Source organism: Sphingopyxis sp. Root1497, from assembly GCF_001427085.1.
Classification (GTDB): domain Bacteria; phylum Pseudomonadota; class Alphaproteobacteria; order Sphingomonadales; family Sphingomonadaceae; genus Sphingopyxis.
Map to the genome: position 1 here is coordinate 336,202 of NZ_LMGF01000004.1, position 18,684 is coordinate 354,885.

General features: G+C 65.9%; 23 protein-coding genes. 6 read left to right on the top strand and 17 right to left on the bottom strand.

Features of this window, described 5'->3' with window-relative positions:
- On the top strand, positions 1–991 hold a 991-nt coding region (gene trmFO / locus ASD67_RS13135), incomplete at its 5' end, for a methylenetetrahydrofolate--tRNA-(uracil(54)-C(5))-methyltransferase (FADH(2)-oxidizing) TrmFO (RefSeq protein WP_235535676.1).
- A 134-nt stretch (positions 992–1,125) separates the two neighbouring features.
- Here trmFO and ASD67_RS13140 read toward each other — a convergent pair.
- A complete protein-coding gene (locus ASD67_RS13140) occupies positions 1,126–1,593 on the bottom strand; it encodes an EF-hand domain-containing protein (RefSeq protein ID WP_056347893.1) in 468 nt (155 codons plus the stop codon).
- Positions 1,594–1,730: 137 nt separating this feature from the next.
- On the opposite strand from ASD67_RS13140, the gene ASD67_RS13145 reads away from it, so the two are divergent.
- The gene (locus ASD67_RS13145; RefSeq protein WP_056347895.1) at positions 1,731–2,636 is read left to right on the top strand and encodes a hydrogen peroxide-inducible genes activator; all 906 of its coding nucleotides are present in this window, start codon (positions 1,731–1,733) and stop codon (positions 2,634–2,636) included.
- A gap of 107 nt (positions 2,637–2,743) precedes the next feature.
- Here ASD67_RS13145 and ASD67_RS13150 read toward each other — a convergent pair whose 3' ends face one another.
- Genes ASD67_RS13150 through pgsA form a run of 3 tightly spaced genes read right to left on the bottom strand, consistent with a single transcriptional unit; the run spans position 2,744 to position 4,015 of the window.
- Positions 2,744–3,184 (bottom strand): molybdenum cofactor biosynthesis protein MoaE, encoded by a 441-nt coding sequence (locus ASD67_RS13150; RefSeq protein ID WP_056347898.1) that lies wholly within the window; start codon positions 3,182–3,184, stop codon positions 2,744–2,746.
- Positions 3,181–3,438 carry a molybdopterin converting factor subunit 1 gene (moaD, locus tag ASD67_RS13155; RefSeq protein ID WP_200938026.1) on the bottom strand — a complete coding sequence of 86 codons (258 nt, stop codon included), beginning with the start codon at positions 3,436–3,438 and terminating at the stop codon, positions 3,181–3,183. Before moaD ends, ASD67_RS13150 begins: the two co-directional genes overlap by 4 nt.
- A gap of 4 nt (positions 3,439–3,442) precedes the next feature.
- Entirely contained in the window at positions 3,443–4,015 is a 573-nt protein-coding gene (pgsA, locus tag ASD67_RS13160) for a CDP-diacylglycerol--glycerol-3-phosphate 3-phosphatidyltransferase (protein ID WP_056347900.1), read from the bottom strand.
- Positions 4,016–4,149: 134 nt separating this feature from the next.
- Here pgsA and ASD67_RS13165 point away from each other — a divergent pair, with 134 nt between their 5' ends.
- Complete coding sequence (locus ASD67_RS13165; RefSeq protein WP_056348520.1) at positions 4,150–5,445, top strand: MFS transporter; 1,296 nt, start codon at positions 4,150–4,152, stop codon at positions 5,443–5,445.
- 178 nt (positions 5,446–5,623) lie between these two features.
- Here the strand turns inward: ASD67_RS13165 and ASD67_RS13170 are convergent, their stop codons facing one another.
- The 3 genes from ASD67_RS13170 to nadC form a co-directional block, all read right to left on the bottom strand.
- Positions 5,624–5,857 (bottom strand): hypothetical protein, encoded by a 234-nt coding sequence (locus ASD67_RS13170; protein WP_056347903.1) that lies wholly within the window; start codon positions 5,855–5,857, stop codon positions 5,624–5,626.
- Positions 5,858–5,950: 93 nt separating this feature from the next.
- Positions 5,951–6,673 carry a ribonuclease T2 family protein gene (locus ASD67_RS13175; protein WP_056347905.1) on the bottom strand — a complete coding sequence of 241 codons (723 nt, stop codon included), beginning with the start codon at positions 6,671–6,673 and terminating at the stop codon, positions 5,951–5,953.
- Entirely contained in the window at positions 6,660–7,505 is an 846-nt protein-coding gene (nadC, locus tag ASD67_RS13180) for a carboxylating nicotinate-nucleotide diphosphorylase (protein ID WP_056348523.1), read from the bottom strand. Before nadC ends, ASD67_RS13175 begins: the two co-directional genes overlap by 14 nt.
- A gap of 113 nt (positions 7,506–7,618) precedes the next feature.
- Between nadC and ASD67_RS13185 the strand changes: the two genes are divergently transcribed.
- A complete protein-coding gene (locus ASD67_RS13185) occupies positions 7,619–8,752 on the top strand; it encodes an NAD(P)H-dependent flavin oxidoreductase (protein WP_056347907.1) in 1,134 nt (377 codons plus the stop codon).
- Between the two features lie 30 nt (positions 8,753–8,782).
- Here ASD67_RS13185 and ASD67_RS13190 read toward each other — a convergent pair whose 3' ends face one another.
- Positions 8,783–9,235: a peptidylprolyl isomerase gene (locus tag ASD67_RS13190; protein WP_056347909.1), complete on the bottom strand. Its 453-nt coding sequence runs from the start codon at positions 9,233–9,235 to the stop codon at positions 8,783–8,785.
- Positions 9,236–9,404: 169 nt separating this feature from the next.
- On the opposite strand from ASD67_RS13190, the gene mgtE reads away from it, so the two are divergent.
- Positions 9,405–10,835 (top strand): magnesium transporter, encoded by a 1,431-nt coding sequence (gene mgtE / locus ASD67_RS13195; protein WP_056347911.1) that lies wholly within the window; start codon positions 9,405–9,407, stop codon positions 10,833–10,835.
- Positions 10,836–11,055: 220 nt separating this feature from the next.
- The gene (locus ASD67_RS13200) at positions 11,056–11,184 is read left to right on the top strand and encodes an entericidin A/B family lipoprotein (RefSeq protein WP_056347913.1); all 129 of its coding nucleotides are present in this window, start codon (positions 11,056–11,058) and stop codon (positions 11,182–11,184) included.
- 18 nt (positions 11,185–11,202) lie between these two features.
- Here ASD67_RS13200 and tatC read toward each other — a convergent pair whose 3' ends face one another.
- The 9 genes from tatC to ASD67_RS13245 all read right to left on the bottom strand — a co-directional run bounded on the left by tatC (position 11,203) and on the right by ASD67_RS13245 (position 18,516).
- A complete protein-coding gene (gene tatC, locus ASD67_RS13205; RefSeq protein ID WP_056347915.1) occupies positions 11,203–12,009 on the bottom strand; it encodes a twin-arginine translocase subunit TatC in 807 nt (268 codons plus the stop codon).
- A complete protein-coding gene (tatB, locus tag ASD67_RS13210) occupies positions 12,006–12,395 on the bottom strand; it encodes a Sec-independent protein translocase protein TatB (RefSeq protein ID WP_056347916.1) in 390 nt (129 codons plus the stop codon). Before tatB ends, tatC begins: the two co-directional genes overlap by 4 nt.
- Positions 12,396–12,427: 32 nt before the next feature.
- Positions 12,428–12,661 (bottom strand): twin-arginine translocase TatA/TatE family subunit, encoded by a 234-nt coding sequence (locus ASD67_RS13215; protein ID WP_056347917.1) that lies wholly within the window; start codon positions 12,659–12,661, stop codon positions 12,428–12,430.
- 46 nt (positions 12,662–12,707) lie between these two features.
- Positions 12,708–13,304 carry an SMC-Scp complex subunit ScpB gene (scpB, locus tag ASD67_RS13220; RefSeq protein ID WP_056347919.1) on the bottom strand — a complete coding sequence of 199 codons (597 nt, stop codon included), beginning with the start codon at positions 13,302–13,304 and terminating at the stop codon, positions 12,708–12,710.
- Positions 13,301–14,083 (bottom strand): segregation and condensation protein A, encoded by a 783-nt coding sequence (locus ASD67_RS13225; RefSeq protein ID WP_056347921.1) that lies wholly within the window; start codon positions 14,081–14,083, stop codon positions 13,301–13,303. Before ASD67_RS13225 ends, scpB begins: the two co-directional genes overlap by 4 nt.
- A gap of 18 nt (positions 14,084–14,101) precedes the next feature.
- Positions 14,102–15,109 (bottom strand): beta-N-acetylhexosaminidase, encoded by a 1,008-nt coding sequence (gene nagZ / locus ASD67_RS13230; protein ID WP_056347922.1) that lies wholly within the window; start codon positions 15,107–15,109, stop codon positions 14,102–14,104.
- Positions 15,110–15,204: 95 nt separating this feature from the next.
- Positions 15,205–15,981, bottom strand: coding sequence for an SPOR domain-containing protein (locus tag ASD67_RS13235; protein WP_056347924.1), 777 nt, complete (start codon positions 15,979–15,981; stop codon positions 15,205–15,207).
- On the bottom strand, positions 15,981–17,708 hold the full coding sequence (gene argS / locus ASD67_RS13240; RefSeq protein ID WP_056348526.1) for an arginine--tRNA ligase: 1,728 nt from the start codon (positions 17,706–17,708) through the stop codon (positions 15,981–15,983). Before argS ends, ASD67_RS13235 begins: the two co-directional genes overlap by 1 nt.
- 136 nt (positions 17,709–17,844) lie before the next feature.
- A complete protein-coding gene (locus ASD67_RS13245; RefSeq protein ID WP_056347925.1) occupies positions 17,845–18,516 on the bottom strand; it encodes a hypothetical protein in 672 nt (223 codons plus the stop codon).
- Positions 18,517–18,684: the final 168 nt, after the last annotated feature.

Sequence of the window (18,684 nt, forward strand, 5' to 3'; positions counted from 1 at the left end):
CGTCCGCGAACGCATCGACACGCTGCCCACCGAAGGCCTCACCATCGTCGCCACCGGCCCGCTGACCGCCGCCGGCCTCGCCGACAGCATCGGCAGTGCGACCGGCAAAGACGCGCTCGCCTTTTTCGACGCCATCGCCCCGATCGTCTACCGCGACAGCGTCGACATGGACATCGCGTGGATGGCGAGCCGCTGGGACAAGGTCGGCCCGATCGGCGACGGCAAGGACTATATCAACTGCCCGATGGACAAGGAGCAATACCACGCCTTCGTCCAGGGACTCGTCGACGGCGACAAGACCGAGTTCAAGGAGTGGGAATCGAGCACCCCCTATTTCGAAGGCTGCATGCCGATCGAGGTCATGGCCGAACGCGGCCCCGAAACGCTGCGCTTCGGCCCGATGAAGGGCGTCGGCCTTGACAATCCGCGCACCGGGCGCTGGCCCTATGCCGTCGTCCAGCTGCGCCAGGACAATGCGCTGGGTACACTGTGGAACATGGTCGGCTTCCAGACCAAGCTCAAGCACGCCGCCCAGGTCGAGCTGTTCCGCACCATCCCCGGACTCGAAAAGGCCGAATTCGCGCGCCTCGGCGGGCTACACCGCAACAGTTTCATCCGTTCGCCCGAACTGCTCGACGGCCAGCTCCGCCTCAAAACCGCGCCGCACATCCGCTTCGCGGGCCAGATCACCGGCTGCGAAGGCTATGTCGAAAGCGCCGCGATCGGCCTCGCCGCTGCGCGCTTCGCCGCCGCCGAACTCGGCGGCCGCACCCTGCCGCCGCCGCCGCCCGAAACCGCGCTCGGCGCGCTGCTCGGCCATATCACGGGCGGCGCCGACGCCGCGAGCTACCAGCCGATGAACGTCAATTTCGGCCTGTTCCCGCCGCTCGCCGAGGATGTCCGCAAGAAGGACCGCAAGCTCGGCTATACCCAGCGCGCGGGTGCGGCGCTAGCCGAATGGATGAAGCTGTCAGAAGGCGTCGCGGCCTGATCCTCCCTGTGGCGAAGCCATGGGGAGGGGGACCGCGCCCGCAGGGCGTGGTGGAGGGGCCGCGACGGTAGCGCCAAAGCCCCTCCGTCAGCGCTTCGCGCCGCCACCTCCCCNCCACAGGGAGGATCATCACCTCAGCATTTGCATTTCGCCACCGCCGCCCTTTTCGGCGCGGTCGTCGCGAACTCCGCCCGGCTCAGCCCCCCCGACTTGTCCTTGTCCGCCCCCGCGAAGCGCTCGCCGGTCGCCGCGGCCCATTCCTCGAAGGTCAGCAGATTGTTGCCATCCTTGTCGAGTTTGCGGAACGCCGCGGTGCGGGTCGACATCATCTCTACGCGGCTGACCACTTCGTTGCGATCGCGGTCGTAGCGGTTGAAGCGCCGCTCCTCGCGCGACGCGTCCTTGGCGGCGGGAAGCTCTGGCGGCGCCGCGCCGCGTTTCGGCGCCCCCGCGCCCGCCACCGGGATCGGCCCCGGATCGGGCGGCGCGTCGGGGATCACCGCCTCCTCGGCGATCTGGCTATAGCCCTTCCAGATAAAGACGCCGCCGCTGAGCAACAGCGCGCTGGCGATACCGCCGATCAGGAACCGCGAAACCGCCATGTCCATCCCCCTCGCCCGAAGCGGCCAAGGCTATCACGGAGCTGCGGGCGCGGGCAACCGGATGCCGCGCGGATCGGACCAAGCCGATGATCGAATGACCTGTTCAAATTCGGCAAGATGATTGCTATATTCGATCAATGCAAAATTACCTGCCCTCGCTGAAACAGATGCAATATCTCGTCGCGCTGCACGAACATGGCCATTTCGGCCGCGCCGCCGACGCGTGCAACGTCACCCAGTCGACGCTGTCGGCGGGCATCCGTGAACTCGAAACACTACTCGGCCAGACCCTCGTCGAGCGCACCCGCCGCGTCGTCCGCTTCACCACCCTCGGCAACGCGATCGTCGCCAAGGCGCACCGCGTGCTGCGCGAGGCCGAGGAACTCGCCGACATGGCCGCCGCCGCCGCCGCGCCGCTCGTCGGCGAATTGCGGATGAGCGTCATCCCGACGATCGCGCCCTTCCTGCTCCCCGGCATGCTGCGCCTGCTGCGCAAGACCCGCCCCGCGCTCAAGCTCTTCCTGCGTGAGGAACCGAGCGCGCAGGCGTGCGAATCGCTCCACCACGGCGCGGTCGACTGCGTCCTCCTCGCCCTCCCCTATGCGTGCGGCGACGTCGAGAGCGAGGCGCTGTTCGACGACGCTTTGTTCGTCGCTTTCCCCGGCGACCAGTCGGAGGATCTTCCCGCGATGGTCAGCGCCGACCAGATCGACCCGGCGCAGATGCTGATGCTCGAGGATGGCCATTGCCTCAAGGACCATGCGCTCGCCGCGTGCAACCGCCCCGAACTGCGCGCCGGCGCGCGGATGATGGGGACGTCGCTGCACACGCTGGTGCAGATGGTCGACAACGGCCTCGGTATCACCATGCTGCCGCAGATGGCGATCGAGGCCGGCATCCTCGACCACACCGACATCGACACCCGCCCGCTCGATTCGGATCACGACTGGCGGACGATCGCGCTGGTCTGGCGCAAGGGCAGCCCGCGCGCCGAAGAGTTTCAGATGCTCGCCGAGATTTTCCGGCAGCATAAGGCGGGGTGAGCGCCCCAACCAAATACTCCGTCATTGCGAGCGAAGCGAAGCAATCCAGAGCGGTTTACGCAGACTCTGGATTGCCGCGTCGCTTCGCTCCTCGCAATGACGGCTTCCTAATCCCACCGCTCGGCACGTTCATGATCGCTGCCACGCTGCTCGACCCATGCCGCCCGCCCGTCGCCGAACGTCTCGCGCTTCCACAGCATCACATCGGTCTTCAACCGGTCGATCAGAAACTCGACCGCCGCCAGCGCCTCGCCGCGATGCGGGCTGCTCGCCAGCACCAGCACGATCGTCTCGCCCGGTGCCATGCCGCCGACGCGGTGGATCAAGGTCAGCGCCGAAATTCCCCAACGCTTTTTCGCCTCGCTCGCCAATTCCTCCAGGCCCGTCACGGTCAGCACCGGATGATGGTCGAGGAACAGCTCGGTCAGCCCGCCGTCGCCGCGCACCCGGCCGACAAAGCTTGCGCTCGCGCCGTGCCCGCCGGCATCATGCGCGGCCAGTTCGGCGGCGACGTCGATCGCCGCGGGCTGGACCGCGACGCGGATCATCCGCCGGTCACCGGCGGAAACAGCGCGATCTCGGCAACGCCAACGATGATGGCATCGGGACCGACCATCTGCCCGTCGACCGCCGCGCGAATGCGCGCGGGTTCGGCGAAGGCCAGCCCGCCGCGATCGTCGCGCGCGGCGAGCCAGGCGATCAGGTCGGCGACCGTCCGCACATCGTCGGGAAGCGCGACCGCCTCGTCGGCGCCCCCCATCCGCTCCCGCACCCAGGCGAAATAGCTCAGCGTCAGCGCCATGCGCTCAATCCATATGCTTCAGGCCGACGCGCAGATAATCCCAGCCGGTGATCAGCGTCAGCACCGCGGCGCCCCACAAGGAGGCGAGGCCGACCGCCTTGATCCAGACCATCGCGGGCAATGCGCCGGCGAGGATCAGCGCCCCGAAGGCGACGAGCTGGAACGTCGTCTTCCATTTGGCGAGTTGGGTCACCGGCATCGACACCTGCAGCGTCGCGAGGAATTCGCGCAGCCCCGACACGATGATCTCGCGCAGCAGGATCATCAGCGCGGCGATGACATGATATCCGGTGATGTCCCGCGTGAAGACGAGCAGCAGGATCACCGCCGCGATCATGATCTTGTCGGCGATCGGATCGAGGAAGGCACCCAGCCGCGACACGATCCCGCGCGAGCGTGCAACATAGCCGTCAAAATAATCGGTAATGCCCATCAGGCAATAGAGGACGAAGGCGAGCGCATAGTCGATCGGCTTCGGCTGCATCGACCCTTCGACCACCCCCGGCCACAGCAGGAAGAGCAGGATGGGCACCGCCAATATACGCGACAGCGTCAGGATATTCGGAAGGCTGAGCATGACCCCTGTTTCCCGCTCGCGCGGCCTTTTGGCTTTGACCCTGCTGTCCCTAGCCGATAAGCCCGCCGGGCGACAACCATAATGCCTGTAAGGCCCGAGGCGGTCGGACGAATTTTGACGGGATGGACCAATATATGACCGGCACCTTTGCGCTGTTGAAGCAACGCCGGTTCCTGCCCCTCTTCGTCACCCAGCTGCTCGGCGCGTTCAACGACAATCTGTTCAAGAACGCGATGGTGCTGTTCGTCGTCTATGGTGTCTACAACGACGAGACGCAGGAAACGCTGTTCAGCGCGGTCGCGACCGCGGTGTTCATCCTGCCCTTCTTCCTGCTTTCGGCGCTCGCGGGACAACTCGCAGACACCCGCGACAAGGCGCGGATCATCCGCATCGTCAAATTCTGCGAGATCATCATCATGATCGTCGGCGGCACCGGGCTGGTGCTCGCCTGGATGGGCTGGGGCATCGAGTTGCTGGCCATCCCGCTGATGATGCTCGCGCTGTTCGCGATGGGGATTCACTCGACCTTCTTCGGCCCGATCAAATATGCGATCCTGCCGCAACATCTGAAAAGCGACGAAGTGCTCGCCGGCACCGGGCTGGTCGAGGCGGGCACCTATATCGCGATCCTCGCCGGGACGATCCTCGCCGGGGTCATCGACGTCGAATGGGCCGCGCTCGGCGTCGTGCTCGTCGCCGCGCTCGGCTATATCACCTCGCGCCAGGTGCCGCCGGCCCCGCCCGAACATGAAGAACATGGCATCGACTGGCACATCATCCGCTCGTCGAAAACGCTCGTCAGCGGCACGATGCATATCCCGCGCCTCTATCTCGCGATCCTCTCGATCAGCTTCTTCTGGACGATCGGCGCGGTGCTGTTCATCCAGTTCCCGCCGCTGGTAAAGAACATCCTCCACGCCGACAAAAGCGTCGCCAGCCTGTTCCTCGCGGTCTTCTCGATCGGCATCGCGATCGGCTCGGTCGCGGTCAACCGGCTGCTCAAGGGCCAGGTCTCGGCCAAATACAGCCCCGCCAGCGTGATCGTGATGGGCGGCTTCGTCCTCTGTTTCTATTGGGTGTGCCGAAACTGGGAACAGGACCCGGCGGGGGTCATGTACGGCGTGTCCGGCCTGCTCGCGCACGCCGACGTCATCCCGTTGCTCGCCAGCCTGCTCGGCATCGCGATCAGCGGCGGCATGTTCGTCGTCCCGCTCTACGCCTTCCTGACCACCACGGTCCCCAAGGACCAGACCGCGCGCACCGTCGCGGCGAACAATATCGTCAATTCGGGCGCGATGGTCGCGGGCTCGCTGCTCGCGATCGGGCTGGGCTTCGCCGGCGTCGGCGTCGTCGACCAGCTGCTGATGAGCGCGGTGATGTGCCTGATCTCCGCGTGGCTGGCGGTGAAATTGCACAGGGCGTGCGACTGAAGGCAAACTGTCGGTACGCTGTAAAGGTCGACTTAGGGGTACGAAGCGGGCGTTCCTTTAAACCGTCGCCCCCGCGAAGGCGGGGGCCGCTAGCGGCCTATTTCCGTATCGCTGCGTAAGCCGACAGCGGCCCCCGCCTTCGCGGGGGCGACGTCATGTTTTGGTCGCTTCCCGCGCCTCAGATCAAAAACATCATCGTCGCGGTAAAAAAGATCGCGAAACTCTGCAGGAACAGCTTCAGGTCGGTCGACCCGACCACCGGTTGCGGGCGCCGGTGCTGCGCAAGATCGTAACGCAGCGCGCCTTCCCAATCGGCCGGCGCGCTCATGCGGGCGATGACCAGTTGCCGGCGGCCGTGCGAACGCAGCCGGTCGCGGATGTCGATACGCAGTTCGGGGTCGAATTCGTTCATGCCCCCAAGCTAATGCGGGGTTAACGAGTCGGTAAGGTTAAAAAATCGTTAACGCCGGCCTGTCCCGCCCGGGGACGCGCGGCACAGCAACCGTTAACGCGGCATCGGCCGCACCTTCACCGCCCGCTTGTCGGCCAGCCCGCGCTGGAACGGCAGGCAACGCTGCGGCTTCATCCGCGGGCCGAGGCAATAGCGCACCTCCGACAGCCAGCCGTCGCGGTCGGTCGCCACCGCCAGCATTTCGGGCCTTATGCCCCGATTGCGCGCCACGAACGCCTGGCGGATCGACCCCGCCGTCTGCGGCCGCGCCGCCAGCGCCGTCATGTCGGGAAAGTTCACGGTGCGGAACAATATCTCGGCGGCGCGGAAATAGGAGGCCGGATCGGGGCTCATGCAGGTGCCATGCTTCGCCCATTCATGCTGCAGCAGCTGCGCCGACGGCGTCATGCACATATGGCGGCGCAGCACCGGCTGCGGCACGATCTTCGCCGGCCGGCACCATTGCGGATAGCCGGGGTTCGCCGCCTCGGGCCACAGCCCATGCAGCACCCAGCCGAACCGGCCGTTCTCGCCCGAACATTGGAACCGGTCGCGCGCGTCCTTCGCGTTGCGCACCCCCGCGCAATGCTCGGGCGACCAGCTCAGGCTCAGGAGGTAACCCGCGATCGGCGGATTGCGCACCGGTTCGCCGCGCTTCGGCTGTTCGAGGCGCGGGATGATCGTGCGGTCGGGGGCGACGCACGATGGCGCCTGTGCCAGCGCGACGGTGGGCGCCAGCGCCAGCAGCGCCGCCGCAGCAGCCTCAGGCCAGCGCAAAATCGAGCCCGATGTCGGCGGCGGGCGCCGACTGGGTCAGCCGCCCGACCGAGACATAGGTCACCCCCGTCGCGCCGATGTCGCGGATCGTATCGAGCCTTACCCCGCCCGATGCCTCGACCGGCACCCGGCCCGCGACGATGGCGACCGATTCGCGCAAAGCGACGAGGTCCATATTGTCGAGCAACAGGTGCGTCGCCCCCGCGCTCAGCGCCGGTTCGACCTGGTCGACCCGGTCGACCTCGACGATGATGTTCGCGATTCCCGCGTCGACCGCGCGGCGCACCGCCGCCTCGACCGATCCCGCGACCGCGACATGATTGTCCTTGATCATCGCGGCGTCCCACAACCCCATGCGATGGTTGGTCGCGCCGCCCATCCGCGTCGCATATTTTTCCAGTACCCGCAGCCCGGGGATCGTCTTGCGCGTGTCGAGCAGCGTCGCCTTGCCTTCCAGCGCATCGACATATTCGCGCGTCAGCGTCGCGATGCCCGACAGATGCTGTACCGTGTTCAGCGCCGAGCGTTCGGCGGTGAGCATCGCCCGCGCGTTGCCCGACAGCCGCATCAGGTCGGTCCCGGCGGACACGCGCGCGCCTTCTTCGACCAGTATCTCGATCTCCATCGCCGGATCGAGCGCGCGAAAAAAAGCTTCGGCGATCGGCAGCCCCGCGACGATGATCGCATCGCGGCTGTCCATCACCCCGCTGAAGCGCGCATCGGCGGGGATCACCGCCAGCGACGTGATATCGCCGCCTTCGCCCAGATCTTCGGCGAAAGTGGCGCGGACGAAGGCGTCGAGATCGAAGCCGGGCAGGGAAAAATCGCTCATGCCGTCCGCGATAAAGCGGCGCCCGCGCAAATCAACTTGACGTTTACGTAAACTAGCGCTGACATGGGCGATATGCGTGAAGATCGACAAAATAGACAAGCTGGAGAGACCTGATGCTATCCCCCATTTGCGCGATGCTCGGCATCGAATTCCCCCTCCTCGCCTTCTCACACTGCCGCGACGTCGTGGTCGCGGTGTCGAAGGCGGGCGGCATGGGCGTCTTCGGCGCTGCCTCGCTCCCGCCCGAACGGCTCGAGGAGGAACTGGCGTGGATCGACGAGCATATCGGTGGTCGCCCCTATGGCGTCGACCTGATCGTTCCGAACAGTTTCGCCGGCAAGGGCGAGGAAAACGCCGCGCTGCCACCGATCCCGGACGAGCACAAAGCCTTCATTTCGGGGCTGCTGCAAAAGCATGGCGTCGATGACAGCGACCTGTCGCTGCCCGGCGCCGCACGTACCAGCCTCGGCGACAATATGTCCGATGCCGGCGCCGCCGCGCTGCTCGAAGTCGCCTTCCGTCATCCTATTGGCCTGATCGCTAACGCGCTCGGCGTGCCGCCGCCGCTGATGCTTGAACTCGGCAAGCGTAACAACGTCCCCGTCGCCGCGCTCGTCGGCACCCGCGACCATGCGCTGGCGCAGGTCCGCGCCGGGGTCGACATCCTCGTCGTCGCGGGCGGCGAAGCCGGCGGCCACTGCGGCGAAGTCGCGACGATGGTGCTCGTCCCCGAAGTCGCCGCCGCGGTCGAGGCGGTCGGCGCGAACACGCCGATCTTGGCTGCGGGCGGCATCGTCACCGGGCGCCAGATGGCGGCGGCGATGGCGATGGGCGCGCATGGCGCCTGGACCGGCTCGGTGTGGCTGACCACCGCCGAGGCCGAGACCAATCCCGTGGTGAAGGAGAAGATGCTCGCCGCCTCGTCGCGCGACACGGTCCGCTCGAAAAGCCGCACCGGCAAACCCTCGCGCCAGCTCCGTTCGCCCTGGACCGACGCATGGGAAGCCGAAGGCGCGCCGAAACCGCTCCCGATGCCGCTCCAGTCACTGGTCAGCGAACCGGCGCTGCGCAAAGTCGATAAATTGTCCGAAGGCGGTCATGAGGGCGCGAAGCATCTGGCAACCTATTGGGTCGGCCAGGGCGTCGGGCTGATGAACGAGGCGATGGGCGCCGGCCAGGTGGTGCAGGAATTCAAAGAGGATTGGATCGCCGCCTGCGAACGGCTGAACGGCTTTATCGGCGACTAAAAAAATCCCCGCCGAAGCGGGGATTTTCCTTTATTCGCTGACGGTCGCCTTGACGATCTTGCCGGGCTCGCGCGGCGGCTCGCCCTTGGGCAGCGCGTCGACATTTTCCATGCCTTCGATCACTTCACCCCAGACGGTGTACTGCTTGTCGAGGAAACGCGCGTCGTCGAAGCAGATGAAGAACTGGCTGTTCGCGCTGTTCGGGTTCTGCGAACGCGCCATCGAGCACACGCCGCGAACATGCGGCTCGGCATTGAATTCCTGCGGCAGGTCGGGAAGCTTGCTGCCGCCCATGCCGGTGCCGGTTGGATCACCGCCCTGCGCCATGAAGCCGGGGATCACGCGGTGGAAGACGACGTCGTCGTAAAAGCCTTCGCCGGCGAGCTGGCTGATGCGCTCGACGTGCAGCGGCGCGAGGTCGGGGCGCAGGCGGATGACGACATCGCCGGTCGACAGCGACAGGGTGAGGGTCTGTTCGGTCATGAAAAACTCCTGTGAAGCGGGATTGGCGGTCCCATAGCCAAGGGCGGCGCAGATGCCACGCAAATTTTGCCGATCATCGCGCACGTCGTTGCCTTCGCGGCGGGCCGGGACTAGGGGGAAGACCGGTTCGCAGCCGGGTTTTCCGGCATAGGTAAGGGAGGACCGCGCGATGGATAAACGCGAAGACTCCCTGCCCCCCGACGATGTGCTGGTCGATACCGCCCTGCCCGAAACCGAGCTCGACGAGGATGACCGGCTGAAACCCGAATTCGTCCGCGACGTCATCGAACTCGCCGAGGCCGGCGAAGCCGAAGCGGCGCGCGAGCGCATCGGCCGCCTGCATCCTGCCGACATCGCCGATCTGTTCGAACTCGCGCGCGCCGACGAGCGGCCGATGCTCGCTGCCGTCTTGGGTGACCTTCTATCCGCCGACGTGCTGGCGGAAATGAACGATTATGTGCGCGAGGAGCTGATCGACCTGCTCGCGCCGGAGCAAGTCGCCGAACTGGCGTCCGAGATGGATACCGACGACGCCGTCGCGATCATCGAGGACATGGAGGCGGACGACCAGCAGGCCGTCCTCGACGCGATGGAGCCCGAGGACCGGGCGGCGATCAAGGACGCGCTGTCCTTCCCGGAAGAGAGCGCCGGCCGCCTGATGCAGCGCGAGTTCGTTGCGGTGGCCGAGCATGTCACGGTCGGCGACGTCATCGACCGGCTGCGCGAGGACACCGACCTGACGAGCGATTTCTGGGAAATCTTCGTCGTCGATCCGATGCACAAACCCGTCGGCACCTGCCAGCTCAGCTGGATTTTGCGCACCCCGCGCGAGATTGCGATCAGCGACGTGATGAAACGCGAGCAGACGTTGATCCCGGTCGACATGGACCAGGAAGAGGTCGCGCTGCGCTTCCAGAAATATGCGCTGATCTCGGCGGCGGTCATCGACCGTTCGGGGCGGCTGGTCGGCATGATCACCGTCGACGATGTCGTCCACATCATCCAGGAAGAGGCGGGCGAGGATATTTTGCGCCTGTCGGGCGCCGGCGACGGCGACATCAACGAACCGATCCGCGAAACCTATGTGGCGCGCGTGCGCTGGCTGGTCGCCAATCTCGGCACCGCGCTCGTCGCCTCGTCGATCGTCGGCTTCTTCGGCGGCGCGATCGAACATATGGTCGCGCTCGCGGCACTGATGCCGATCGTCGCCGGGGTCGGCGGCAACGCCGGAACGCAAACGCTGGCGGTGACGGTGCGCGCGCTCGCGATGAACCAGCTGACCGATTCGAACAGCTGGCGCGCAGTACTCCGCGAGGTGAAGATCGCGCTGCTCAACGGCGGCACCATCGCACTGATCGCAGGGACGGCGACCGCGCTGTGGTTCGGCAATCCCCAGCTCGGCGGCGTCATCGCCGCCGCGATGATCGTGAACATCTTCGTCGCCGGCGTCGCCGGGGTCGCGATCCCGCTGTTGCTCGACCGGCTCGATCAGGATCCGGCAGTCGCGAGTTCGGTTTTCGTCACCATGACGACCGATTCCATGGGCTTTCTGGCCTTCCTCGGCCTCGCGGTGGCCAGCGGGCTTACCAGCCTGAACTGACAAAGCGCTGGAATCGCAATCGATTCAAAAGAATCGAAAAAAATTTCTCCGTCCGCATTTTTTTCGGGAACTTATCCACCGCCTTGGCAGTTTCCCATATGAGCAGCGGTCATCGCCCCCCCGCAGCGCTGCTCAGCAACATTGGCCCGGTGCGTTTTCCCTCCCCCCCCCTCGAAGCGCGCCGGGCCATTTTGCACACAGATTTCACGAGGTTCTGATCATGTCGAATGTCCGTATCGTTCTTGCCGCTTTGCTTGCCAGCTTTCTGGTCGCTGGCTGCAACACCGTGAAAGGTGTCGGCCGCGATATCGAGTCGGTTGGTCAGGCGGGAAGCGACGCGATTCACTGATCCCGTCGAGTCCTTACCCTAAACCTCTTCGAGAGGTTCGACAGGCGCCGTTTCGGCGCCTGTTTTGCGTCGGCGCTGGGTGAACCAGATCGCGAGTAGCGACAACTCGTAAAGCAACACCAGCGGGACCGCGAGCAACAACTGGCTGACCGCGTCGGGCGGCGTGAAGATCGCCGCGATGAAGAAGGCGCCAACGATCATGTAGCGGCGCGCCGAAACCAGTTGGGCGCGTGTCACGATGCTCGAGCGCTCAAGCAGCATCAACAGGATCGGAAGCAGGAAGGCGATACCGAACGCCATGATGAACTGCATGATGAAACTGAGGTAATTGCCCGCCGAGGGAAGGGCTTCCTGGGTGATCCCGCCCATATTGCCCTGAAAACCAAGCAGGAACTTCAGTGCCACCGGGATGGTGATGAAATAGGCGAGACAGGCCCCTGCCGCGAACAGGATCGGCGTCGCGATCAGGAAAGGCAGCAAGGCCCGCTTTTCCTGCCGATAAAGCCCCGGCGCCACAAATTTCCAGAGCTGGTTGGCGATCACCGGAAAGGCGATCATCACGGCGGCGAACAGCGCGACCTTGATCTCGACGAAAAATGCCTCGCCGAGTTGGGTATAGATGAGTTTGCCCTGCCCGGCTGCGACCAGCGGCTGCACCAGCACGCTATAGATCGGCTTGGCGAAATAGAGGCAGACCGCGAAAGCGGCAGCCAGCGCCGCGAGCGACTTGAGCAACCGCGAGCGCAACTCGACCAGATGATCGAGCAAGGGCATCTTGCCGCCGGCGCCCTCCTCTTCCGCCGTCACCGGGGTTTCGACGCTCATGGAAGCGGGCCATCCTTCGGCGGGATGGCATGGGTCTCGGCGGGCTGCGCGGCGGCAGCCTGATCAGCCTCCGCGCTCGATTGCTCGGATGGCGTTTCGGCGGGGACACTCGCCGCCGGAATCATGGACGAGGCGCCATCGCCATCGACGCGCGGAAATTCGCGCATGATGGCTTCATTCTGCTCGCGCCATTTCTTCTCAAGTTCCTCGAGTTCGGCCTCGCGCATCATCGTGTCGAGACCCGAACGAAAATGACGCGCCATGCCGCGCGCCTTGCCGACCCATTTGCCGACGAAGCGCATCGCCTTGGGCAGGTCCTTGGGGCCGATGACCACCAAGGCAACCACCACGACGAGCAATAACTCGGTGGGCGCGACGTCGAACATCTACTAAACTTCCCCCAGCCGGCGGTCGGCGATCAGAGCTTGTCCTGTTCGCTGGTCGGCGTCGGCATCGGGGTGGCTTCGGGCGTGCGCTGCCCTTCGATGTGCTTCATCGGCGGGGCCGGCGTATCGTCGTCTGCCATGCCCTTCTTGAAGCTTTTCAATCCTTTGGCAACGTCGCCCATCATGTCGGAAAAACGGCCCTTGCCGAACAAGAGCAGCACGATGACACCGAGGATAAGCCAGTGAATCAGGCTGAATCCGCCCATGAAAAATCTCCTTTGCGCCCGACCCGAGCGTCTGTTGATGTCCTAATTAGGCGTCTTCGCCGTCTTTTACTAGGTCCAGTTCGCCCATCGCTTCCTCGAAAGCGAGATCGACCGGATCGAGCAGACCCGCCGCGCGCAGATCTTCGATGCCCGGCAAATCCTTGCGGCTGCTAAGTCCGAAATGCTGCAAAAATGCGTCGGTGGTCTTGTAGATGAGCGGGCGCCCCGGAACTTCGCGCCGGCCCGCCGGCGCGATCCACTCGGCCTCCATCAGCACGTCGAGCGTGCCCTTCGACGTCTGGACACCGCGAATTGCTTCGATTTCGGCGCGGCTGACCGGTTCGTGGTACGCCACGATGGCGAGCACCTCGGACGCGGCGCGCGACAATTTGCGCGGGTCGTCGCGTTCGCGGCGGAGCAAATGCGCCAGATCGGCAGGGGTCTGGAAATGCCAGTGACCGCCGCGCTCGACGAGTTCGATGCCGCTTCCCGCGTGGCGCGCGGCGATCGCATGGATCACCGCCTTGACGTCGGCCACCGGGATTTCCTCGGCAAAGCGCGCCGCGACTTGCCGTGCGTCGAGCGGTTCGTCGCTGGCGAACAGCATCGCCTCTATCGCACGTTCGCGGTCGTCGATCGTCATGTCGGTTGTTGTCCTATCTGGGCAGCCCTCAGATACAGCGGTTCGAAGGCCCCCTCCTGCTTCAGGTCGACGCGGCCCTGCCGCGCCAGTTCGAGCGCCGCGACGAAGCTGGACGCGATCGCCGAGCGGCGCAAGGGGCCGTCATAGTCGGGCGGCAGGAAATCGGCGAGTTCGGCCCAGTCGAGCTTGACCCCAATCAGCCGTCCAAGATGGTGCAACGCCGCGTCGAGCGTGATGACAGGGCGCCGCGACACGATATGGACCACCGGCTCGGTACGCAGCTTCACCTGTCCATAGGCCGACAGCAGGTCGTAGAGGCTCGCATCCCAGCGGCGCAACCTTACGTCACGCAGTCCCTCGGGCTTGGCGCGCAGGAACACGTCGCGCCCGACGCGATCGCGCGCGAGCAGGCGCGCCGCCGCTTCGCGCATCGCGGCCAGCCGCTGGAGCCGCAGTTGCAGGCGCAGGGCCAACTCGTCGGGCGACGGATCCTCGAGCGGATCCTTGGGGAGCAGCAGCGCCGATTTGAGGTAAGCGAGCCACGCCGCCATCACCAGATAGTCGGCGGCAACCTCCAGCTTGGCGCGCATTTCGGTGATGAAGGTCAGATATTGCTCGACCAGCGCGAGAATCGAGATTTGCCGGAGGTCGACCTTCTGGCTGCGCGCCAGCGTGAGCAGCAGGTCGAGCGGGCCTTCCCAACTGTCGAGCGACAGCTGGAGCGCATCCTCACGCTCGGCCGCGGGCGCCACATCATAGTCGAGCGGCAGTTCCTCCATCGGCGGATCAGGCCCTCATCACGCCAGCGCCAGCAGCGCGTCGCGCTGGTCGACCAGCAGCGCGAACTGGCGTTCGTCGTGGGTGCCCGCGATGCGGTCCATCGCGCCTTCCAGCCGCGCCCGCGAGACGGTGCTGATCGGGTCGAGCGCGCCCGCGATGCCGATCATGTCGCCCATCTTGCCCCAGCAATTGAGCGCGATGTCGCAGCCCGCCGCGACCGCCGCCGCCGCGCGAGAAGGAACGTCGCCCGAGAGCGCCTCCATGTCGAGATCGTCGCTCATCAGCAGCCCGTGGAAACCGATGCGCTGGCGGATCACGCTGTCGATGACGACCGGCGACATCGTCGCGGGCCGGTCGGGGTCCCAGGCGGTGAAGACGACATGGCAGGTCATCGCCATCGCCGCGTCGCGCAGCGCCGCAAAGGGGGCAAGGTCGGTCTGGAGGTCGCGGTCGAGCGCGGTGACCACCGGCAGTTCCTTGTGCGAATCGAGCAGCGCGCGGCCATGGCCGGGGATATGCTTGACGATGCCGACGACGCCGCCGTCCTGCAGCCCGCTCAGGATCGCGCGGCCGAGCGCGGCAACGCGCATCGGTTCGCTGCCGAGCGCGCGGTCGCCGATGACATCGCTCGCGCCGGGCTGGCGCACGTCGAGCAAAGGCAGGCAATCGACCGTAATACCGACTTCGGACAGCATCGATGCGAGCGCCATCGCGTTGAGCCGCGCCGCTTCGATCGCGCTCGCCGGCGCGCGTTCGTACAGCGCGTCGAACGCCGCCCCGCTCGGGAAAGCCGGCCATTCGGGCGATTTCATGCGCGCAACGCGGCCGCCCTCCTGGTCGATCAGGATCGGCAGGTTTTCGCGCCCGTCGAGATCGCGCAATTCGTCGGTAAGCCTGCGCAATTGCTGACGATTATCAATATTGCGCCCGAACAATATATAGCCCGCCGGGTCGCTGTCGCGAAAGAAGGCGCGCTCATCGTCGGTGAGACTGTGGCCCGAGAGGCCGAAAATCGCGGGTATCATCGTGCGTCAACCTCCATCGGTCGGCACCCCCTCAGGCGCGTGCATGGCACAGCCCCTATATCGAACCAAAGTCCGCTGCGGCCAAGCGGGGCGAATCAGCGGACGACGACGCAATTTTCACCCGCCACGCGCAATTTTCCGCACAGGCTCTGGGCGTTGGCCGCCGTCCCGGCGACCGCGCGCAGGCGATAGACCTGGCCGCTGTCGACCGTCGCCGGCGACACCGACTTGGAAAGCTCGGACAGATAGGCAAAGCGTTTGGACAGGTTTGTCCATGCCTTGGCCGCGGCCGCCTCGCTGCTGAACGCGCCGAGCTGGATCATCGCCGATCCCGAAGCCGCCGGTGCCGCCTTGGCCGGTTCGGCGGTCTTCGCCGAGGTCGCAGCGGGTTTGCCCTTGTCTTTGTCGGTGGCGGTGCGCGCCGCTTTGGCGGCTGCGATCTTGTCGGCCTCGGCTTTCTTCGCGGCCTTGGATGCGGCTTCGCGTTCGGCGGGGCTGGCGGCGGGTTCCTCAGGCATCCGCGAGGCATCGACCTTGCCCGACGGCTCCGCGCCCTCGCTCGCGGCGAAACTCGCGTCGCCCTCGCCCTCGAAGGTCTTGGCGGCGTCATTCTTCGGCGCGACCTTGTAGTCGCCCTTCTGCGCGACGATCAGTTCGCCCTCACCGCGCGCCCCGCCATTCTGGATCCACCAGAGGCCTCCGAGAACCGCGCCGATCAGCAACAGGCCGCCGAGCACCATGACGAGCAGCCGGGTCGGCGAAACTTCACCGTCATCCTCGAACTCGTCGGCCGCCTCGAGCCAGGGCAGACGATCCTCGTCGCCCAGCCCCAGTCCGGCTTCGCCCTGCCCCTTGTCGCTGTCGCCCGCCATCAATGCATCTCCTCGAGCGCTTCCACACCCATCAGGTGGAGCCCGCCCCGGATAACCTGCCCGATTCCATCGGCCAAATAAAGGCGGGTCGCGGTCAATTCGGCGTCGTCGGCAATGATCACACGCGCCTCGGGCCGGTCGTTGCCCATATTCCACCAGGCGTGGAAGGCTGCGGCGACGTCGCCCAGATAAAAAGCGATCCGATGCGGCTCGCGCGCCGCCGCCGCCGATTCGACGATTCGCGGATACTGCGCGAGCAATTTCACCAGTCCCAGTTCCTGCTCGTCGAGCCGCGCGGGGTTCGGCTGTGCCGCCGCGATTCCCGCTTCGGCAACCTTGCGCTTCAACGACGCGATCCGCGCGTGGGCGTATTGGACATAGAAGACCGGGTTGTCGCGCGATGCCTCGACGACCTTCGCGAAGTCGAAGTCCATCTGCGCGTCGGCCTTGCGCGTGAGCATGGTGAACCGCACCGCGTCCTTGCCGACCTCGTCGACGATATCGGCGAGCGTGACGAAGTTGCCCGCGCGCTTCGACATCTTGAACGGCTCGCCGTTCTTGAGCAGGCGGACCATCTGCACCAGCTTGACGTCGAACTTCTTCCTGCCCTCGGTCATCGCGGCGACCGCGGCCTTGATCCGCTTGACCGTACCGGCATGGTCGGCGCCCCAGATGTCGATCAGTTCGTCGGCGGTTTCGGCCTTCTGGAAATGATAGGCGAGATCGGCGCCGAAATAGGTCCAGCTGCCGTCCGATTTCTTGATCGGCCGATCCTGATCGTCGCCAAACCGCGTCGAGCGGAACAGCGGCAGTTCGACCGGCTCCCAATCTTCGGGCGTTTCGCCCTTCGGCGCTTCGAGCACACCGTCGTAAACGAGGTCGTGATCGCGCAGCCATTTTTCGGCGTCTGCCGGCTTGCCCGCCGCCTGCAGTTCGGCCTCGGACGAGAAGAGATTGTGATGGATGCCCAGCTTGGCGAGATCGGCGCGGATCATGTCCATCATCGCGCTGACTGCCTCGGCACGGAACAGCCCAAGCCAGGCGCTTTCGGAGGCGCCGACGAAGCGGTCGCCATATTCGGCGGCCAGCTTCTGCGCGACGGGGATCAGATAATCGCCGGGATAAAGCCCCTCGGGCACCGCGCCGACATCCTCGCCGAGCGCCTCGCGATACCGCAGGTGCACCGACCGCGCGAGCACGTCGACCTGCGCGCCGGCATCGTTGACATAATATTCGCGGATGACGTCGTGCCCGACATATTCGAGCAGCGCGGCGAGCGCGTCGCCGACGACCGCGCCGCGGCAATGACCGACGTGCATCGGCCCGGTCGGATTGGCGGAGACATATTCGACGTTGACCGTCCGCCCCTTCCCCGTCGCCGAGCGGCCATAATCGTCGCCGCTGGCGTGGATCAGCGCGAGTTCGGCGCGCCAACTGTCGTCGGCCAGACGCAGGTTGATAAAGCCCGGTCCGGCGACACTCGCCTCGGTCACTTCGTCGAGCGCGCCGAGTTCGGCGACGAGCAGGTCGGCGAGCGCCCGCGGGTTCATGCCCGCGGGCTTGGCGAGCACCATCGCGGCGTTGGTCGCGACATCGCCGTGCGAGGGGTCGCGCGGCGGTTCGACGCTGATCGACGAACGATCGAGCCCGTCAGGAAGCGCGCCGCGCGCTACCAGCGCATCGAGGGCGGTGCCGATATGGGCGGAAAAACGGCTGAACAGGGTCACGAGCATGGCCTATCTTTGAACAAAGCTGCTGGCGCGCGCCCTATAGCAGCTTGGGCAACGCGAAAAGCCCTGCGTCGCCCGATGGCGCCGCAGGGCGAACCGAAGCGAACGGCGCGAAACGGCGCCGCCGCGATGCCTATCGTCGGACGTTATATTCGAGCTGGTCCTGCGTCAGCTGAAAGCCAACGAGCAGTTCGAAGCTGGCGCGCGCGACGGCGGCGCGGACCTCGGGGATGCTCAGCGGATCGATCGCGGCATCCTGGTCGCCCGCTTTGCGCTTGCGCGTGATGCGTTCCATGATGTCGGCGGGCAACGTCGCCGCCGCGCGGTCGACATAGGCCGACGCCTGGCCGCGACCGGTGCCGCGGGTCTGGCCGTCGGCGAAGCTGACGGTCACCGCACCGATCCGCTTGGCGACAACGGCGGTGCCGCCCTGCACGACGGTCGAGAAATAGGGGATGGTCACCGAACGCGCCGGGCCGGCATCGCGGCGCGTCGCGACGACATCGAAACTGGCGAGCTGATAGACCTTTTCGCCGGTGTCGTTGCACTGGGGTGTCAGGTTGGTGATCGTCGCCACGACGTCGATCGCCGCCGCGTCGCGGCTGGTCGCCGGGTCGAACAGCGTGACGTCGCCGGTCTGGAGCGGAACCGCCACCGCGGGGCAGGCCGACCGCGTCGCGGTGATGCCGACGCCGCCCGACAGGTCCAGCTCATTGTCCTTCGCGCAGCCCGCGACCGTCGCCATGGCCGCCGTGCCGCACAGCACAGCCAGAAACTTACGCGACGGGGACGAAATGGACATCATGATGGTCAAGGCTTTCCACTTGGCTGGAGCGACGAGGGCGATTGATCCCTGCTCCATGCGCGCCGCTTCTTATCGGGGCGATGAACGGGGCGCAACGGTGCGAAGTTGCTTTACCGCACCGCGACCGCTGCGCTAGAGCGCCCGCGAGATGAACGCACCCCGTAATAT

Coding starts and splice junctions, on each gene's coding strand:
- moaD (WP_200938026.1), bottom strand. CDS start 3,438: ATGGCGCTGACGCTGAGCTATTTCGCCTGGGTGCGGGAGCGGATGGGG.
- ASD67_RS13225 (WP_056347921.1), bottom strand. CDS start 14,083: ATGGAGGAACTGCCGCTCGACTATGATGTGGCGCCCGCGGCCGAGCGT.
- ASD67_RS13145 (WP_056347895.1), top strand. CDS start 1,731: ATGCAAAATTACCTGCCCTCGCTGAAACAGATGCAATATCTCGTCGCG.
- scpB (WP_056347919.1), bottom strand. CDS start 13,304: ATGACGATCGACGACCGCGAACGTGCGATAGAGGCGATGCTGTTCGCC.
- nagZ (WP_056347922.1), bottom strand. CDS start 15,109: ATGATACCCGCGATTTTCGGCCTCTCGGGCCACAGTCTCACCGACGAT.
- ASD67_RS13185 (WP_056347907.1), top strand. CDS start 7,619: ATGCTATCCCCCATTTGCGCGATGCTCGGCATCGAATTCCCCCTCCTC.
- nadC (WP_056348523.1), bottom strand. CDS start 7,505: ATGAGCGATTTTTCCCTGCCCGGCTTCGATCTCGACGCCTTCGTCCGC.
- tatB (WP_056347916.1), bottom strand. CDS start 12,395: ATGTTCGACGTCGCGCCCACCGAGTTATTGCTCGTCGTGGTGGTTGCC.
- ASD67_RS13140 (WP_056347893.1), bottom strand. CDS start 1,593: ATGGCGGTTTCGCGGTTCCTGATCGGCGGTATCGCCAGCGCGCTGTTG.
- ASD67_RS13200 (WP_056347913.1), top strand. CDS start 11,056: ATGTCGAATGTCCGTATCGTTCTTGCCGCTTTGCTTGCCAGCTTTCTG.
- ASD67_RS13245 (WP_056347925.1), bottom strand. CDS start 18,516: ATGATGTCCATTTCGTCCCCGTCGCGTAAGTTTCTGGCTGTGCTGTGC.
- ASD67_RS13150 (WP_056347898.1), bottom strand. CDS start 3,184: ATGATCCGCGTCGCGGTCCAGCCCGCGGCGATCGACGTCGCCGCCGAA.
- tatC (WP_056347915.1), bottom strand. CDS start 12,009: ATGAGCGTCGAAACCCCGGTGACGGCGGAAGAGGAGGGCGCCGGCGGC.
- pgsA (WP_056347900.1), bottom strand. CDS start 4,015: ATGCTCAGCCTTCCGAATATCCTGACGCTGTCGCGTATATTGGCGGTG.
- ASD67_RS13215 (WP_056347917.1), bottom strand. CDS start 12,661: ATGGGCGGATTCAGCCTGATTCACTGGCTTATCCTCGGTGTCATCGTG.
- mgtE (WP_056347911.1), top strand. CDS start 9,405: ATGGATAAACGCGAAGACTCCCTGCCCCCCGACGATGTGCTGGTCGAT.
- ASD67_RS13170 (WP_056347903.1), bottom strand. CDS start 5,857: ATGAACGAATTCGACCCCGAACTGCGTATCGACATCCGCGACCGGCTG.
- ASD67_RS13165 (WP_056348520.1), top strand. CDS start 4,150: ATGACCGGCACCTTTGCGCTGTTGAAGCAACGCCGGTTCCTGCCCCTC.
- ASD67_RS13235 (WP_056347924.1), bottom strand. CDS start 15,981: ATGGCGGGCGACAGCGACAAGGGGCAGGGCGAAGCCGGACTGGGGCTG.
- ASD67_RS13190 (WP_056347909.1), bottom strand. CDS start 9,235: ATGACCGAACAGACCCTCACCCTGTCGCTGTCGACCGGCGATGTCGTC.